12 protein-coding genes are annotated in these 17,357 nt (G+C 56.7%); 10 read left to right on the top strand and 2 right to left on the bottom strand.

The genetic code is table 11. The features are described 5' to 3' along the window. Nucleotides 1–49: 49 nt before the first annotated feature. Both ACIOMR_RS20150 and ACIOMR_RS20145 read left to right on the top strand, forming a co-directional pair. Nucleotides 50–1,483, top strand: a complete 1,434-nt coding sequence (locus ACIOMR_RS20150; protein WP_087692884.1) for a PLP-dependent aminotransferase family protein — start codon at nt 50–52, stop codon at nt 1,481–1,483. A gap of 83 nt (nt 1,484–1,566) precedes the next feature. Next, nucleotides 1,567–1,968, top strand: a complete 402-nt coding sequence (locus tag ACIOMR_RS20145; RefSeq protein WP_087692883.1) for a cupin domain-containing protein — start codon at nt 1,567–1,569, stop codon at nt 1,966–1,968. 134 nt (nt 1,969–2,102) lie between these two features. Here the strand turns inward: ACIOMR_RS20145 and ACIOMR_RS20140 are convergent, their stop codons facing one another. Further along, nucleotides 2,103–2,732 carry a DNA-3-methyladenine glycosylase I gene (locus ACIOMR_RS20140; RefSeq protein ID WP_087692882.1) on the bottom strand — a complete coding sequence of 210 codons (630 nt, stop codon included), beginning with the start codon at nt 2,730–2,732 and terminating at the stop codon, nt 2,103–2,105. A 232-nt stretch (nt 2,733–2,964) separates the two neighbouring features. On the opposite strand from ACIOMR_RS20140, the gene ACIOMR_RS20135 reads away from it, so the two are divergent. The 6 genes from ACIOMR_RS20135 (at nt 2,965) to ACIOMR_RS20110 (ending at nt 10,300) form a co-directional block, all read left to right on the top strand. After that, nucleotides 2,965–4,275 (top strand): C4-dicarboxylate transporter DctA, encoded by a 1,311-nt coding sequence (locus ACIOMR_RS20135; protein WP_008433031.1) that lies wholly within the window; start codon nt 2,965–2,967, stop codon nt 4,273–4,275. 145 nt (nt 4,276–4,420) lie between these two features. Beyond that, entirely contained in the window at nt 4,421–5,125 is a 705-nt protein-coding gene (locus ACIOMR_RS20130; RefSeq protein ID WP_102369278.1) for a FadR/GntR family transcriptional regulator, read from the top strand. Nucleotides 5,126–5,142: 17 nt separating this feature from the next. Beyond that, nucleotides 5,143–5,826: a GntR family transcriptional regulator gene (locus ACIOMR_RS20125; RefSeq protein ID WP_177029354.1), complete on the top strand. Its 684-nt coding sequence runs from the start codon at nt 5,143–5,145 to the stop codon at nt 5,824–5,826. Nucleotides 5,827–6,286: 460 nt separating this feature from the next. Beyond that, the gene (locus ACIOMR_RS20120; RefSeq protein WP_401196003.1) at nt 6,287–7,861 is read left to right on the top strand and encodes an asparagine synthase-related protein; all 1,575 of its coding nucleotides are present in this window, start codon (nt 6,287–6,289) and stop codon (nt 7,859–7,861) included. Beyond that, entirely contained in the window at nt 7,854–8,567 is a 714-nt protein-coding gene (locus ACIOMR_RS20115; RefSeq protein ID WP_177029352.1) for a lasso peptide biosynthesis B2 protein, read from the top strand. The genes ACIOMR_RS20120 and ACIOMR_RS20115 overlap by 8 nt, the downstream gene beginning before the upstream one ends. Further along, on the top strand, nt 8,564–10,300 hold the full coding sequence (locus ACIOMR_RS20110; protein ID WP_401195999.1) for an ATP-binding cassette domain-containing protein: 1,737 nt from the start codon (nt 8,564–8,566) through the stop codon (nt 10,298–10,300). The genes ACIOMR_RS20115 and ACIOMR_RS20110 overlap by 4 nt, the downstream gene beginning before the upstream one ends. A 100-nt stretch (nt 10,301–10,400) precedes the next feature. On the opposite strand, the gene ACIOMR_RS20105 is transcribed toward ACIOMR_RS20110, so the two are convergent. Further along, nucleotides 10,401–15,260, bottom strand: coding sequence for an NAD-glutamate dehydrogenase (locus tag ACIOMR_RS20105; protein WP_003212956.1), 4,860 nt, complete (start codon nt 15,258–15,260; stop codon nt 10,401–10,403). A gap of 469 nt (nt 15,261–15,729) precedes the next feature. Here ACIOMR_RS20105 and ACIOMR_RS20100 point away from each other — a divergent pair, with 469 nt between their 5' ends. After that, nucleotides 15,730–16,086, top strand: coding sequence for a hypothetical protein (locus tag ACIOMR_RS20100; protein WP_401195996.1), 357 nt, complete (start codon nt 15,730–15,732; stop codon nt 16,084–16,086). Between the two features lie 310 nt (nt 16,087–16,396). Continuing rightward, nucleotides 16,397–17,356: a MoxR family ATPase gene (locus tag ACIOMR_RS20095; protein ID WP_003218556.1), complete on the top strand. Its 960-nt coding sequence runs from the start codon at nt 16,397–16,399 to the stop codon at nt 17,354–17,356. Nucleotide 17,357: the final 1 nt, after the last annotated feature.

Here is a 17,357-nt window from a genome sequence, read left to right as displayed (position 1 = left end):
GGGTGACTTGCGGTAATCTTGCGGGTGATTGCTTGCCTCTGGATGAAACATGGAACTGCACGTCGTTATCAAGGGCCGCAAGGACCTGGCCGAACAGCTTTACCAGCAATTGCGCACGGCCATTGAGTCGGGACAACTGGTGGCCGGGTCGCAATTGCCTCCCAGCCGCTTGCTGGCCCTGCAACTGGGCGTGTCGCGCAAGACAGTCTCAGACACCTACGCGGCGCTGACCTACGAAGGGTTGTTGGTCGGCAGGATCGGCCGTGGCACGTTCGTCAACGCCTGGGCCACGCGCCGCGAACACCTGCAAAGTGCCGCCGACCTTGCCTGCGCCGCCAACCTGGCCAAGTGGCAGGCCCTTCCCGCGCCCATGGGTCACCCCAACCGTGAAACCCGCCCGAGCCGGGACTTTATCGGCGGTGCCACCGCCCGCAGCCAGTTCCCCCAGGATGAATGGCGGCGCTGCACCCTCGATGCCTTGCGCCGTATCTCACAGGACAGCGGCTTCTACAGCCGGCCGGAAGGCTTGCCGGCCCTGCGCAGTGCAATCGCCGGGCATATCGCATTTTCCCGTGGGGTAAGGTGCAGCGAAGACGACATCGTAGTCACCAACGGCGCCCAGCAAGCGCTCGACCTGATCGCCCGCGTGGTGCTGGAACCGGGCACCGTCGTCGCCATGGAAGACCCCGGCTACACCCCGGTGCGACTGATGTTCGACGCCATGGGGGCGACCGTGGTGGGCGTGCCGGTGGACGAACACGGCCTGCGGGTCGACTTGATTCCCGACGGCACGCGGCTGATCTACGTGACACCGTCCCATCAGTTCCCCCTGGGCATGCCCATGAGCGTGCCGCGCCGTGAGGCGTTGCTGGCACGTGCGCTGGCGTTGGGCGCCATCGTGATCGAGGATGACTACGACAGCGAATTCCGCTACGAGGGCCGCCCCACCGACTCCCTGCAAAGCATGGACACCCGCGGCGTGGTCGCCTACGTCGGGACCTTCTCGAAAACCCTGCTGCCGGAGTTGCGCCTGGGCTACACGGTGTTGCCGCCGGCAATTTTCGGCGCGGTGCTCAAGGCCAAGCAACTCACCGACCAGCACAGCTCCACCCTGCCGCAATGGGCCCTGGCCAAGTTCATCAGCGAAGGCTACCTGCTCAAGCACATTCGGCGCTGCCATGGGGTATATACCGGGCGCCGGGAACGGATTCTGCAGCGCCTGGCGGGGGACCTCTCGCCGTGGTTCGACGTGGTGCCCACCGTGGCCGGGTTCCATCTGGCCGCACTGTGCAAGGTGCCGGTGAATATTCCGCAGCTCACCCAATTGGCACGGGAGGCTGACGTGGGGCTCTATCCGCTGAGCGTGTTTTTCCACGACACACCGGTACGCGAGGGACTGAAGATCGGGTTTGGCGCGATCGAAACCCTGGACATTGACCCGGCGCTGGACGTGGTGCGGGATATCCTGCGACAGATTGGCTGAGGGAATTTCCGCCGGATTGGCTATTGGTCAAATCCGGATCGGGGCCTAGGGTGAACGGGTCTCGACTCACTCGGAGCCTCACCATGAAAGTACTGCTCGGCACCACCCTGCTGCTGGCCTCGTTAAGCGCCTTTGCCCACGACCCGGTGTACAACCAGGAAAAGATCAACGTGTTGCAGGAACACGCCCTGGCCAACGTCCCCGGCAAGAAAACCGTGATGCTCACCGTGGACTACGCCCCGGGCCAGGCCACCGTGCCCCATAGCCACACCGGCACGGCCGTGGCCTATGTGCTGGAAGGTGCAATCACCTCGCGGGTCAACGATGAGAAGGCGATCACCTACACGGTCGGCCAGTCGTTCTATGAACCTGCCGGCTCGCGGCACTTTGAATCCAGCAATGCCAGCCAGACCCAACCGGCGAAACTGCTGGTAGTGATGGTGATGGATGACAAGGCCGACGTGCTCACGCCGCTGCCCCACTAACCCGCGCCACCGCACCCTCCTGTGGGAGCTGGCTTGCCTGCGATGGCGGTGCATCAGACACAGTTGTGTTTGCTGATCCACCGCCATCGCCGGCAAGCCAGCTCCCACAGTTTTAACCGCGCACAGTCAGTGGCTCAGGGTCGTTTGAAGTGGTGGCGCAGGTGTTCGACTCGAGGCCGGCAGATACAGCCTTCAAGGTGGTCGTTGACCATCCCCATCGCCTGCATGAACGCATACATGGTGGTCGGGCCCACATAGCTCCAGCCACGCTTTTTCAGGGCCTTGGACAAGCGCGTTGACGCGGCTGACGTGGGGTTGGCCGTCCAGTACGCCATGTCCACCACCGCCGGGCGCTCATCGGCGGCCGGTTCAAACGACCACAGCCACGCCGCCAGCGAGCCGGTCTCATCCACCAGCTCACAGGCGCGCCGGGCGTTGTTGATGGTGGACACGATCTTGGCGCGATTGCGCACGATGCCCGGGTCGGCCATCAATCGCTCGATGTCCTGCTCGGTGTACTGCGCCACTCGGCGAAAATCAAAGCCCTCGAACGCCCGCCGAAACGCCTCGCGCTTGCGCAGGATGGTGATCCACGCCATGCCCGCCTGAAAACCCTCCAGGCAAATCTTCTCGTACAGCGCAATGTCATCGGCCACTGGCACGCCCCATTCGTGGTCGTGGTAATCCGGGTACTCCGGCGCCGCCGTGCGCCACGTACAGCTGGTGACGCCCGCCGCGTCCGTGATCAATCCTGGAATATCCATAACTCACCCTGTGAACCAAGCCCGGGATGATAAGCGAAAAAAATTCCGGGCCGCCAACCGCTCAAGCACGAACCTTGCGAACCAACTGGTCAGACCGGGACCTGCCATCCGCGTAATATTTACTTGCGACTTGAAAAAAACCGAGCGTAGACTGGCCCCGCACTGGACATACCGGTCAGACCACAACAATTAAGCCCTGGACCCACCAGGGCACCGAATAGAGATCCTTCCCATGCTCAGATGGTGCTCGCGTTCGATTTTCCTGCAAGTCGTGATTGGCCTGGTGATCGGCATAATCTGCGGCCTCGCCCTCCCTGAATTCTCCTCGCAACTCAAACCCCTGGGTGACGGCTTCATCAAGCTGATCAAAATGCTGATTGGCCTGATCGTCTTCTGCGTGGTGGTCAGCGGTATTTCCGGTGCCGGCGACTTGAAGAAAGTCGGGCGCATCGGCCTCAAGTCGGTGATCTACTTCGAAGCACTGACCACCGTGGCCCTGGTGATCGGCCTGATCATGGCCTTCAGCACCGGGATCGGCACCGGCGCCAATATCCACCTGGAGCAACTGTCGTCTGCCGGCCTGAATGAACTGGCAGACCGTGGCCAACACATCAAGGGTACCAGCCAGTTCCTGATGGACCTGATCCCCAACTCGGTGATCGGCGCTTTCGCGGACAACAACGTGCTGCAAGTGCTGTTGTTCTCGGTGTTGTTCGGCAGCGCACTGAACCTGGTGGGCGAAGCCGCTTCCGGCATCTCTCGGTTGATCAACGAGCTGAGCCACGTGATCTTCCGCATCATGGGCATGATCGTGCGCCTGGCGCCCATCGGCGTGTTCGGCGCCATCGCCTTCACCACCAGCACCTACGGCCTGGATTCCCTGCAACACCTGGGCAGCCTGGTGGGCCTGTTCTACCTTACGTGCTTCCTGTTCGTCGCGGTGATTCTGGGGCTGGTGATGCGCCTGTCGGGCCTGCGGATGATGCCGCTGCTCAAGTACCTGCGGGAAGAACTGTTGATCGTGATGGGCACCGCGTCCTCCGATGCCGTGTTGCCACAGATCATGCGTAAACTGGAACACCTTGGCATTGGCAGCTCCACCGTGGGCCTGGTGATTCCGACCGGGTACTCGTTCAACCTCGACGGTTTCTCGATCTACCTGACCCTGGCCATCGTGTTTATCGCCAATGCCACCGGCACACCGCTGTCGATGACCGACCTGCTGACCATCCTGCTGGTGTCGCTGATCACCTCCAAGGGCGCCCACGGGATTCCGGGTTCGGCACTGGTGATTCTGGCGGCGACACTCACCGCAATCCCGGCGATTCCGGTGGTGGGCCTGGTGCTGGTGCTGGCGGTGGACTGGTTCATGGGCATTGGCCGGGCGCTGACCAACCTGATCGGCAACTGCGTCGCCACCGTGGCCATCGCCCGCTGGGAAAAAGACATCGATATCCAGCGCGCCAACAAGGTGCTGGACGGTCAACAAGGGTATGCCTTCCAGGCCAAGAAACCGGTGCTGCCCGCCCACCAAGAGTTCTGATGAGACAGACTCACCCCCTGTGGCGAGGGAGCTTGCTCCCGCTGGGGCGCGAAGCGGCCCCAAAAAATGGGCCTGCTGCGCAGTCCAGCGGGAGCAAGCTCTCTCGCCACACCAAGCAGACAGTTCAATTTAAAGGGAGCCACACGTGATCACCTCGTCAACCGTCGTCAATTCAGTGGTAGAAAAACTGCGCGCCGCCCTGGCGAGGGGTCAGTGGCGGCGCGGCGAGATGCTGCCCGGCCAGCGTGAACTGGCCGAGCAAATGGGCATCAGCCGCCCGAGCCTGCGCGAAGCGGTGATCGTGCTGGAAACCCTCGGCCTGGTGCGCTCCATGCCCGGCAAGGGCGTGGTGGTGCTGGAAACCACCCTCAACGAATCCCAGGCCCAGGACAGCGGCGTGGCCGACGCCAGCCTCGAAGACATCCTGCAACTGCGCTACACCCTCGAGCCCTTTATCGTAGGTTTAGTGGCGCAATCCATCAGCAGCAAGGAAGTCGGGCAACTGCGCCTGACCCTGATGGACATGCGCGAAGCCCTCGACGCCGGCGACAGCGAAGCCGGGATGAACGCCTACATCGCGTTCCACGAAGAACTGTTCGCCCTGACCTCCAACCCGATCTTCCAGAACGTGGTGCAACAAACCAGCAACGCCCTCAAGCAAAGCGCCCAGGTACTGCGCAACTCCCCCGAACACCTGGCGGAACGCTTGCAGGAAAACGACGCCGTGGTGCGGGCGATCCGCAACAAGAACAGCGCCCTGGCCAGCGCCGAAATGCGCCGGCATATCCTGCAGGAAGGCTTGCGCATGGGCATTCGCTTGAACATCCCGGATGACCATCTGGGTAGCTGACTTCCAGGAGACCGCGCATGACCGCTCACGCCCTGCACACCCCTTTCCCCTTTACGCCGTTGCGCCTGGTGGGCAAGCCGAAACTCTCGGTGGACGACATCTACCCGGCACTGTTCGACGCCATTCTCGAGCAACGCATCGCCCCCGCCAGCCGTTTTACCGAGGAGAGCCTCGGGCAAAGTTTTGGCGTCAGCCGCAGCGTGATTCGCCGGGTGCTGGCGCGGCTGTCGCACCAGCAAGTGATCATCCTTCGGCCCAACCATCGGGCCCAGGTGGCGGCACCGGATGCACAACAGACCCAGCAGATTCTCGAGGCGCGACGCCTGACGGAAATCACCGTGGTGCAGTTGGCGTGTGCCCAGGCGAAACCGGCGCAGATCCGCCAACTGCGGGAGTTGATCGCACGGGAGCGCGACTGCATCGAGCGTGACGAGCGCGGGCCGGCGATTCGCCTTTCCGGGGAATTTCACCTGCAATTGGCGGCAATTGCGGGCAACGCGCCGCTGGCACAGTTTCTCAACAGCCTGGTGCCGCTGACCTCATTGGCGATTGCGCAGTTTGAGGCCAAGGCTTGCACGTATTGCGCATGGCAGGAACATAGGGCGATTGTGGATGCGGTGGAGCATGGCGATGCCGGCAAAGCCGTAGCCTTGATGACTCAACATCTGGACCATCTGGAAGCCAAGCTCCTTATCACGTAGCAGCTGTCGAGCCTGTAAATGGCGCACACAAAAAAGCCCGGCATCTTTCGATATCGGGCTTTTTGTTTTAACGCTCAATCAAGCTGGTTACAGCCCCGATTGCGCATGCCAGCGTTTGGCTTCGCTAGGACACCTCTCGCTCGGGAACTTTCCTACGATATTTGAGGAATTCTGAGTCTGTACTTTTGGACTCAAGATTCTAAATTTGCTCTTGAATCATTTCGATTCAAAGTCAGTACCAAATCACGTTTGATAAAGGAGATTTGCTATGAACTTTAAAAACCTGATTCAACTACCTGCAGCAAAAAATATCCAAGGGCCACCGGGCGGGCCAAACTTGGAACACCCTCAATGGGCCAAGTACCCAGTATCGTAAAATAAACTGATTAAGCGTCCAGCGAGCGAAGAGTCGCTGGATGCTTAATCATTTAATAACGATTCAAAGGGATGGAGGCATTGGATGCACTTCATGATTGAAATAAAAGACAGAGTAGCAATCCTCGTAAAAACCCCAGATATTACCAACGATGGATATACCCTACTACCCAACCCCAAGGATCCAAATGAACACATACTGAGCGAAAGAGGCAAACCAATACTCTCGCTTAAAGGCAATTTCATAGAAACCGGCCACCACTGCAAACACCAACTATACGTTAACAAGCGTTCACCTGAGCATATCCACATCAGCTCTGATTTGAAGACAACAATCGAAAAATCTCATGAGACACCTAAAATAAACAAAGAACACTTCATAAAATACCTCATGTATGGAACACAACCGTGCTTTAGCTCACCGTTTGCGGGCGTATTGTATTTGCCACCAGGAACCGCACTCGACATTGTCAACTGGGTCGTAATCAACCGCGACTGGGATACTGCCAGACGTGTAAATTTTTTGGATATTCTAGAAACACATATGGAAAAAAGCATTCCAAGTACCGGCACTATTGGGCTTGAATATTCCGGCGGACTGGAATCCACTATATTACTGCATATACTTCTAAGACTCTGTCCCGAACGCTTAAAACTTTATCATATTACAGACCATTTTTGCGCATCAGGAGACGATACCCAATCAGTAATAAAAACCGCCGAGCGTTACAAGTGCGATATCACCATACTAAACTATGATGACTCCCTACCATTTGGATGTCAGCCTTGCACGACATTGTTACCTAGCTTTCCTCATACCGGCTTGGTCAACACTGCCTATCTAGACTTTTCTAATGATTTAATCACTAATCAGAATACTACACTTATCAACGGCGCCGGCGGAGACGCGCTGTTTTGTGCGCTACCTCAGAAAGGGCTTGTTATAGAACTCATCAAAGAAAGACGCTACATTACCGCAGCCATAACACTGAAAAATCTTTCAGAGTATTTTAGATCACCTATCGCGAGCATGTACGCCGCGTCAAAGTCCAGCTACCACCAAACACTTAACCGAGTGAATGACCCAGAAAAATGTTTAGCTATTGACTACGGTGCAAATCTAATTCTAAAACCAGAACATATAGACAAAAAAAGCAACAACAGGTCTTCTTACGAAGTAGACAACAATGATCATCGGATATCTTTACGAGACCGAACGCAAAATGCGCTCATAAACAAGTATGAAATGCTTACCTCACCACTCTCGGGTGTACCTGGCCGCTATTTATATCCATTCCTATCGCCTGAGTCGTTAGCTACTGCTTTACAGGTACATTCGCATAAATTAATAAAAGGAAAATTCGACAGGCATTTTCTACGGCAATCTGCATTTGATCGATATAGCGATAACTCCTTATGGAACACCAGAAAAGGGAGTGCGATGGGCCTGACACAAAAATCTTTATTGGCGAACCGATTTGAAATCGAACAACTTATTTTAAATGGACCACTCGTGGAACTGGACATTGTTGACACGGACCGCATTCAAAGACTGATAAGCGGGATCGCTGTAGGCGCAATACAGTGCCCACACGCGCTTATACACTTATACACAGCAAACATGTTCATAAAGCACTGGGAGCCTTATATAAATGGCTAATAAAGAACCAGTAGTACAGTGGGCAAAAGGCCTGCACAGCGTAATTTACAACTCACAAATTGTGAGCCTGGACGAAACAAAGGATCGGTTTATTTTTTTTGAACCTGATCAGGGAAAATTCATAGAGTCAATAATTCACAAATCGCCTAACCATCTAACATCAAAGGACAGGGAGTTTATAAGCGAACTAACTGAGTGTGGAATCTTGTCCATTGAGGAACGGAATCCTGGCAAACCATTTGCCGATGTAAAAAATAGCCTAGGCGCATTTACCTGTGAGTGGCGTAACGGAGACGATTCCTGGCGACTGGGAGATCTAACTCCTACATTGTTTATCAAAGCATTTATTTATCTAAAACGCGCTAAAACACTCACCGAAGCAGGCAAGCTTTCGGAATTATTAAACGACCTTAGAGCAAGCAGTGCTCACCAGAAAAAAACGAGCCAACGGCGACTGGTAAAGATAGGGAATAACATTAATTTTGCAATTAAATTATTGAGCGTCGAAGTAAAATGCCTCGAATTCGCATACAGCCTATCTAGGATTGCATTCGAAGAAAGCCTTAGATGTTCATTCAACATTGGTGTTCAAACACACCCATTTATTTCTCACGCATGGACTGAGGGGCCATACGGAGTCATTCTCGACAAAGCCGAACTACCTCAAGATCTCGCCATTATCGTTTCCATAGGTGCAACTGGATGATAGGAAAAGATTTTTTTACTTGCATTAGAATCTGCTTCAGCATAATGGGAGTCGCCGAGCACAAGTTAAAGCTTTTTTTTGCGCTTTCATTAGTAATGGATATTTTAACCGTGGTCTTTTCGGTGGCAGCGCCCGCACTGCTAAAAACATTGATCGACTCTTACAGCGAAAACCTGCCCAGTTATAATCTTGCATGGGTAGGCGCAGCGTATGGTTTGGTCTGGTTAGCCTCTGAACTTATGCTCAGGCTCAGAGCCGTATTTAGCAGCATTTTAATTGAGCAAATCAAAAAAGAGGCCAGCATTCGTTTCTGCTTAAATACGATTTTCATATGGGATTCCAGCCAGCCAGCGATGTCGAGCGGAGTTTTTGCCAACAAATTTTCTCGAATAAATTCTGCCTTACCTATCTTTTTAGACGGTGTACTTTCGCAAGTATTACCACTAGTTGTAAGATTTTTCTTATCAATAGGCATCCTCATACAATTTTTGCCAGTCATTTACTCCCTCACACTAGCCTTAGTCGTATTTGCCTTTGGCACCATTTCTTACTTTACATTCAAACTCATTGGAGAAAGACAGACTACTTCAAACAAAATTTCACAAACCGCTTACGAAGTAATTTTAGACCTTCTTAAGAACCGCGAAATAGTAATCGCCCATTCAAACGAAAACACCGAAAAACTCAACATAGAAAGAAACTTAAATGAAATTAATACCAGCGAAGTAAAAAATACCATAACAAACCAATTCATCGGAGGGGCGCAGATAGCGGTAATGGGTGCGGGCCTTACAATAATCACCGTTTTATCCGCCGTAGATCTATCGAAGGGTGTGATTTCGGTGGGTGACTTTGTACAGATCAATGCCTATTTGCTACAGTTTGTTTTACCCGTCAGCTATTTTGGCCTAGTCATCAGCAGCATTAAAAGAGCGTCCGTTACCATTGCAGAAAATTCGGCTTTTTTGCTCACCCGCTCACTCGATTACAAGCAACATAAAATAGACTGTACAGCGTTATCCGCGCCATCAATAGAAGTGGACAATATTTACGTAAAAGGATTTGATGACTCATTCATCCTAAAAAATGTATCATTTAAAATTCCTCCAGGTGAATCTATGGCCATCGTGGGCAGTTCCGGCTCTGGAAAGAGTACCTTGCTCAAATCACTTGCCGGACTCTACAACCTCCACTCAGGCCACATATATGTAGACTCGGAACGCTTATCCCATACCAACGTAAAAAAATTGCGTTGCCGCCTGGGATATGTTCCTCAAGAACATTGCCTGTTTAATCGAACAATAAAAAACAATATATTTTCCACCTCCAACCAGCACTACGACAAGACAATCAGTTTTTATCACAGCTCAAACATGCCCCCCATGATGGAAGAAGATGGAACTGAGCGAACACTTGAAGGCTTGTCCGGTGGAGAAAAACAAAGAATTTCTCTTGCAAGAGCAGTTGCAAGAAATTCCAAACTGCTACTTCTAGACGAGCCTACAAACTCTTTGGACGTCAACTCAAAAAAAATAATAAATGACTACATATTCCAAACCCTCAAACACCATACAACAAGGATAATTATCACTCACGACCTTGAGGATGCCGGGTTAGCTGACCACATTATTGTCTTATTAAACGGCTCAATAGTGGAGACCGGCTCACCAGCGCAGCTTATATCGTCGAGAGGTTGGTATTATGAAAACCTATCCAAACCAGCAACAATATAGACCACTCTAATTTTAAGAAGTATGAATTAGGCATCCTGAATACAAAAAGCCCGGTATCTTTCGATACCGGGCTTTTTGTATTAACGCTCAATCAGACCCATTACAGCACCGATTGACCGCTCATCGCCAGGTCCAGCAACTCACGGTTGGCTACCGCGTACATGGCGTAGTCCGTGCCGACTGCAGCACGAATCTCCACCATCATGGTGCGCCAGCGATCAGCCATGTCCTGGTGCTGCTCAAGCCACAGGGCCACGCGGGCTTCCATGTCTTCTGGCGCATCGGCCATTTGCAGTACGGAAATGGTGATCGCCCGTTGCTGCCAATCCACGTCATCGCGGAAGGCTTCGCGGGCCTGGGCCTGCCAGTTGTTGCCCACGGGCAGACTGCTGATCTGCTGCAGGTACCACGGCAAGTCCAGGGCGCTGCCGACGGCGAAGTAAGCCTTCGCGACGTCTGCCGCACTTTGGCCTGTCACGTCGGCGGCTTCGATGATTGGCAGCAGGGTGTACAGGTGGGTAGTGCCTGCAACCATGCGCGCCAACAACTCCGGCACACCGGCTTCGACGTAAGCCTGGTAACGGTTCTGCCAACCTTCGCGGGTCGGGCCTTCCAGCAGTTCGTCGAGCTTGAGGCCCAGCGCGGCAAGGTGCGGACCGAAGTGCGCAACATCACGCCCGGCATCCTGTTCGTTGCGACGGCTGCGCAGGAACCAGCGCGTGGCACGGCGGCCCAGGCGCATCAGCTCATCCATCAGCTCCAGTTGCACGTCGGCCGAGACCTGGTGGTCCAGGGCTTCGATCTGACGGAACCAGTGCGGGAGGTGGAAGATGTCTCGCACGATCACGTAGGCGCCCGCCACGTTCGCCGGGCTCATGCCGGTGGACTCTTTGAGGCGCTGAACGAAGGTGATGCCCATGTGGTTGACCAGGTCGTTGGCGATCTGGGTGCTGACGATCTCGCGCTTCAGACGGTGGCGACGCATGGCTTCGGAGAACTTCGCCACCAGGCTCGGCGGGAAAGCGGTCTCCATGTCACGGGTCAGGTAGTCGTCATCCGGCACCAGGGATTTGAGCAACGCTTCCTTGAGGTCGATCTTGCTGTAGGAGATCAGTACCGACAGCTCCGGACGGGTCAGGCCCTTGCCCGCAGCGGCGCGCTCGTTGAGCTGCTCCTCGGTCGGCAGGTACTCGATGGCACGGTCCAGCTTGCCACGGCCTTCCAGGTCGCTCATCAGGCGCTTGTACTCGGCCACGCGCTCGAAGGCTTTGCGGGCAGCCAGGGACAGGGCCTGGGTTTGCTTGTAGTTGTTACCCAACACCAGGCTGCCGACTTCGTCGGTCATGCTCGCCAGCAACTGGTTGCGCTGCTTGTCGGTCATGTCACCGGCCTGCACCACTTCGTTGAGCAGGATCTTGATGTTCACTTCGTGGTCGGAGCAGTCCACACCACCGGCGTTGTCGATGAAGTCAGTGTTGGAACCGCCGCCATTGAGGCCGAATTCCACACGACCCAGCTGGGTCATGCCGAGGTTACCGCCCTCGCCCACTACCTTGCAGCGCAACTCGTTGCCGTTGACGCGCAGGGCGTCGTTGGCCTTGTCGCCCACATCGGCGTGGCTTTCGGTGCTGGCCTTGACGTAGGTGCCGATACCGCCGTTCCACAACAGGTCCACCGGCGCCTTGAGCAAGGCATTCAGCAGTTCGGTCGGGGTCAGCTTGTCGGCCTGGATGTCGAAGCGTTCTTTCATCTGTGGCGAGATGGCAATGCTCTTCGCGCTGCGCGAGAAGATACCGCCGCCTTCGGACATGATGCTGGTGTCGTAGTCGGTCCAGGCCGAGCGCGGCAGGTCGAACAGGCGCTGACGTTCAGCGAAGCTGTTGGCCGGGTTCGGGTTTGGATCGATGAAGATGTGCAGGTGGTTGAAGGCGGCGACCAGTTGCAGCTTGTCGGACATCAACAGGCCGTTGCCGAACACGTCGCCGGCCATGTCGCCCACGCCCACTACGGTGATGCTGTCTTGCTGGACGTTGATGCCGCGCTCACGGAAGTGACGCTGCACCCCCACCCACGCGCCCTTGGCGGTGATGCCCATTTTCTTGTGATCGTAACCGGCAGAACCGCCGGAAGCGAACGCATCACCCAGCCAGAAGCCGTAGTCGATGGCGATGCCGTTGGCAATGTCGGAGAAGGTCGCAGTGCCCTTGTCCGCTGCTACTACCAGGTACGGGTCATCGTTGTCGTGGCGCACCACGTTCAACGGTGGCACCAGGGCGCCGTCTTTCAGGTTGTCGGTAATGTCCAACAGGCCGGAAATGAAGATGCGGTAGCAGGCGATGCCCTCGGCCGCGATCTCGTCCCGGCTGCCGCCCAACGGCAGGCGACGCGGCAGGAAACCGCCCTTGGCGCCCACCGGCACGATCACCGAGTTCTTCACTTGCTGGGCTTTTACCAGGCCCAATACTTCAGTGCGGAAGTCTTCTTCACGGTCAGACCAGCGCAGGCCGCCGCGAGCGACGTTACCAAAGCGCAGGTGCACGCCTTCAACCCGTGGCGAGTAGACGAAGATTTCAAACTTCGGCACCGGCTTGGGCAGCTCAGGAATCGCGTGCGGGTTGAACTTGAAGCTGAAGTACGACTTGTTCTGGCCGTTGGCGTCAGCCTGGTAGAAGTTGGTCCGCAAGGTGGCTTTGATCAGGTCCAGGTAGCGACGCAGGATGCGGTCTTCGTTGAGCACCTGAACGTCGTCCAGGGCCGTGAGGATCGCTTGTTCCAGGCGTTGCTGCTTGTCTTCGAGGTCTTCGGCGGTGAGCTTGCGCGCCAGGTAGAAACGGGTCTTGAACAACCGGGTCAACTCGCGGGCGATGTCGGTGTGGTTGTTCAGGGTGCTGGCGATGTAACCCAGGTCGAAGCCCAGGCGAATCTGCTTCAGGTAACGGGCGTAGGCACGCAGCAGCGCCACGTCGCGCCATGGCAGGCCGGCCGTCAGCACCAGGCGGTTGAACGCATCGTTTTCGGCATCGCCGTGCACGATATGCACGAACGCGTCCTGCAGGGTGTCGTTCAATTGCTGGATATCGAGGTTCACGCCTTCGGCGGCGATGAACGCGAAATCGTGAATCCAGAACTCGCGGCCATTGGCATGACGCAGGCGGTACGGGAATTCACCCAGGACACGCAGGCCAAGGTTTTCCAGGATCGGCAGCACATCGGACAGCGCCAGCGGCGTATCGGCGTGATACAGCTTGCAATGCAGCTCGCGCTGGCCGGAAACCTGGCCCAGCGGCTGGTAGAAGCTCATCACCAGCGGGTTGGCTTCGGTCAGGCTGAGCAAGTGCTGCATGTCGACCACGGCCGAATGCGCGGCGAAACGCTCACGGTAGCCGGCCGGGAAACCTTTCGGGAAATCAGCCAGCACGTTGGTGCCGTGGGCTTCGCCGAAGCTTTCCACCACCAGGCTGGAGTAGTCGTCCTGCCAGCTGCGGCAGGCCTGCACCACTTCTTTTTCCAGTTGCAGCGGGTCGATGTCCAGGCGGTTCTTCGGGTCTACCCGCAGGATCAACTGCACGCGAGCCAGTACGGACTCGGAGAAGAACGTCCAGAACTCGCAGTCCGAGGCTTTCAGGCGATCCATCAGCACTTGCTGGATCTTCTGGCGCACCTCGGTGGAATAGATGTCGCGCGGCACGTAGGCCAGGCAGTAGCAGAAACGGCCGTACGGGTCCTTGCGCAGAAACACGCGGATCTTGTTGCGTTCCTGGATCTGCACGATCGACATCACGGTGCTGAACAGCTCGTCCACCGGGGTCTGGAACAGGTCATCACGGGGCAGCACCTCGACCACCTGGGCCAGTTCCTTGCCCAAGTGCGCCTTGGCCTGGAAGCCCGAGCGACGCTCGATTTCCGTCACCTTGCGACGGATGTAAGGAATCACCCGCACGCTTTCGCCGTACACCGAGGAGGTGTAGAGGCCCATGAAGCGGCATTCCTTGATGACCTTGCCGTCGGCGTCGATCTGGCGGATCGACACGTAGTCCGGGTAGGCCGGGCGGTGCACGCGGCTTGGGTGTGCAGCCTTGGCGAACGACAGCACGGCCGGCTCACGCAGATAGTTCACCGCGTAGTCTTCGATGCGCAGCTCGTCGGCCGTCAGGCCCGGGCGCAGCAGTTTGGTCAGACCGAGGAACGAGTTGGCGTCATATTCGATATGACCGCCGTCCGCCTCGTCACGTACCACAAACTCTTCATAGCCGAGGAAGGTGAAGTGGTTGCCCACCAGCCATTCCAGGAAGCTCTTGATCTCGGCTTTTTCTTCGCCGTCGATCACGTACGGGCTGGCGTCGATACCGGCCAGCAGTTCCTGGACCTTGGCTTTCATCGGTTCGAAATCGGCGACGGCAACGCGCACTTCGCCCAGTACCTGCTCAAGTTCCTTGCTCAGGACACTCAGCTCGGCGGCGTTGGCGCAACGGTCGATTTCCAGGTACATCAGCGATTCTTGCTGAACGTCTTCGCCCTGGGTGCCTTTGGGCAGGATTTCCAGCAGTTCGCCCTTCTTGCCACGACGCACGCTGAGTACGGTGGTTTGCAGGGTGTGGATGCTGTAGCCACGGCGGTTCAGCTCGGTACGCACCGAGTCCACCAGGAATGGCAGGTCGTGGTGCAGCACTTCGACCGCAGTGTGGGTCGATTGCCAGCCATGACGTTCGTAATCGGGGTTGTAGACCCGCACTTGCGGTTGGTTGTGATCAAAGCGCTCAAGCAGGCGCCAGGCAGACAGGGTGCAACCGGCCAGGTCGGACAAGCGACGCTGGGTCAGTTCATCCAGGGAAATGATGCCGAAGAATTGTTCAGCGAACAGCGCCACTTGTGGCAGTGCCTGTTCACTGATGTGCTGCGCCAGTGCCGCTTGCAGTTGGTGCTGGAAGTCGGCTTTGCTGGCTGCGGTGAAGAACGCCATCTGTGGTACTCCGCTTGGGCTTGTTATTGATGGAAGCGTCGCGTGTTATCCCCTTGCGGGGAGACCGTCAGCTCTGTTCGCGGTCTACAGTAACGAATTCAGAGTGACAGGTGGGTGAAGCTGGACAAGACAATGAGGTCACATTCAACTTCCATAAGATGCGCACCTTGCCAGGTGACGGTACGACGGGCAGGTCAGACTCCTGGCGAGGCACATCCGTTGCGCAGCTTAACGAGTGTAGGAAGCAAGCTGCTTGCGACGCTGCGACATATTCGGTCATCGGCACGCTGCCGGCGGGTTGCGACTTGGGCAACCGGGTGTTTTCGGAGAAATCCCGGGGCGCCGAGTACCGGAAATGACTGATATTGCCCGCCAGGTCATGCCACAAGGTCTGACACACGATGCAGCACAAAATTCGCCGCAATGGCACAATTGCCCTGCTTCGCCCTCCCCCCAGACAGGATTAACCATGCCATTGCAACTCACCACCGCCCACCTGATCGTCAACCCGTGCGATGACGAAGAAGACAACATGGCCATGCTCTGCTGCCACGGCGACAAGGGCGAGATGTTCATGGTGACCCGTTATCCGGACGAGGACGAGGTGGAAGTCACCTGGGATTACGAGCCGTCGACCCTGGACGGGCTGAAGATCACCCTGAGTGCCACGACACTGTTGGTGGAGATTGGCGCGGCGGATGCCGATGCATTGGGCGGCCACGATCAATTGGCAATCACCCACGGCACCGCCGAGTCGGATCTGGCCGAAGTGGAAGAAACCCTGCAGAACATTCTCAAGGACACCGGGACCTATATCCGGGCCTAGCTGCCAAACCCGCACAATGTGGCGAGGGAGCTTGCTCCCGCTGGGCTGCGAAGCGGCCCCAATCCAGCCAACTGCGTTCTGCCTGGAAAAACTCGGCAGCCTTGTTGGGGCTGCTGCGCAACCCAGCGGGAGCAAGCTCCCTCGCCACAAAGGCAGGCGCCTATCGGAAAAAACCTCAGACATTTCCCACATTTCCCGAAAAATACCCCCCGCGCCGTTAGTCTCCACCCCCTCCGATGCATTAAAGTAACGCCCCCAGGCCTGGCATTTTTCGCAATGCCCAGTCTCACCTCTCCAGGAACCGTCATCGATGGAACATCGTGAAGCGCTGCTTGCGCTGCGAACCTTTCTTTCAACGCAGATTCTCGGCCAGGAAAAACTCATCGAGCGCTTGCTCATTGCCCTGCTCGCCGATGGCCATATGCTGGTTGAAGGCGCTCCCGGGCTGGCCAAGACCAAGGCCATCAAGGAGCTTGCCGAAGGGATCGAGGCACAGTTCCATCGCATCCAGTTCACCCCCGACCTGCTGCCCGCCGACATCACCGGCACCGAGATCTATCGCCCGGAAACCGGCAGTTTCGTGTTCCAGCAAGGCCCGATCTTCCACAACCTGGTGCTGGCGGACGAAATCAACCGTGCCCCGGCCAAGGTGCAGTCGGCATTGCTCGAAGCCATGGCCGAGCGCCAGGTCAGCGTGGGGCGCAGCACTTACGAGTTGTCGCCATTGTTCCTGGTGATGGCCACGCAAAACCCGATCGAGCAGGAAGGCACCTACCCGCTGCCCGAAGCCCAGCTCGACCGTTTCCTGATGCACGTGAAAATCGGCTTCCCCGATGCCGCCGTCGAGCGCCGCATCCTGCAGCAGGCCCGTGGCGAAGCCCTCAACGGTGAAACCAAGCCCGAGCGGCGCGTCAGCCAGCAGGCGATCTTCGCCGCGCGCAAGGAAATCCTCGGCCTGTACATGGCCGATGCGGTGGAGGAATACCTGGTGCAACTGGTCATGGCCACTCGCACACCGGCCAAGTTCGACCCGGAAATGGCCGAATGGATTGCCTATGGCGCCAGCCCTCGTGGCTCGATTGCGCTGGACCGCTGCGCCCGGGCCCACGCCTGGCTGGCCGGCCGCGATTTCGTCAGCCCGGAAGACATCCAGGCGGTGCTGTTCGACGTGCTGCGCCACCGCATCATTCTGTCGTTCGAGGCCGAAGCGGCCGGCATCGACCAGGACCGCGTGGTGCAACGCATTCTCGACGTCGTTGCCGTCGCTTGAC

This window comes from Pseudomonas sp. NPDC087814 (assembly GCF_044742865.1).
GTDB lineage: Bacteria > Pseudomonadota > Gammaproteobacteria > Pseudomonadales > Pseudomonadaceae > Aquipseudomonas.
Note: the sequence above shows the minus strand (reverse complement) of the source record. Positions and strands in the feature narration are given on the sequence as shown.

Bases quoted from the DNA above. Each gene is read 5' to 3' on its own strand.
- ACIOMR_RS20150 (WP_087692884.1), top strand. From the start codon at position 50: ATGGAACTGCACGTCGTTATCAAGGGCCGCAAGGACCTGGCCGAACAG.
- ACIOMR_RS20145 (WP_087692883.1), top strand. From the start codon at position 1,567: ATGAAAGTACTGCTCGGCACCACCCTGCTGCTGGCCTCGTTAAGCGCC.
- ACIOMR_RS20140 (WP_087692882.1), bottom strand. From the start codon at position 2,732: ATGGATATTCCAGGATTGATCACGGACGCGGCGGGCGTCACCAGCTGT.
- ACIOMR_RS20135 (WP_008433031.1), top strand. From the start codon at position 2,965: ATGCTCAGATGGTGCTCGCGTTCGATTTTCCTGCAAGTCGTGATTGGC.
- ACIOMR_RS20125 (WP_177029354.1), top strand. From the start codon at position 5,143: ATGACCGCTCACGCCCTGCACACCCCTTTCCCCTTTACGCCGTTGCGC.
- ACIOMR_RS20120 (WP_401196003.1), top strand. From the start codon at position 6,287: ATGCACTTCATGATTGAAATAAAAGACAGAGTAGCAATCCTCGTAAAA.
- ACIOMR_RS20115 (WP_177029352.1), top strand. From the start codon at position 7,854: ATGGCTAATAAAGAACCAGTAGTACAGTGGGCAAAAGGCCTGCACAGC.
- ACIOMR_RS20110 (WP_401195999.1), top strand. From the start codon at position 8,564: ATGATAGGAAAAGATTTTTTTACTTGCATTAGAATCTGCTTCAGCATA.
- ACIOMR_RS20105 (WP_003212956.1), bottom strand. From the start codon at position 15,260: ATGGCGTTCTTCACCGCAGCCAGCAAAGCCGACTTCCAGCACCAACTG.
- ACIOMR_RS20100 (WP_401195996.1), top strand. From the start codon at position 15,730: ATGCCATTGCAACTCACCACCGCCCACCTGATCGTCAACCCGTGCGAT.
- ACIOMR_RS20095 (WP_003218556.1), top strand. From the start codon at position 16,397: ATGGAACATCGTGAAGCGCTGCTTGCGCTGCGAACCTTTCTTTCAACG.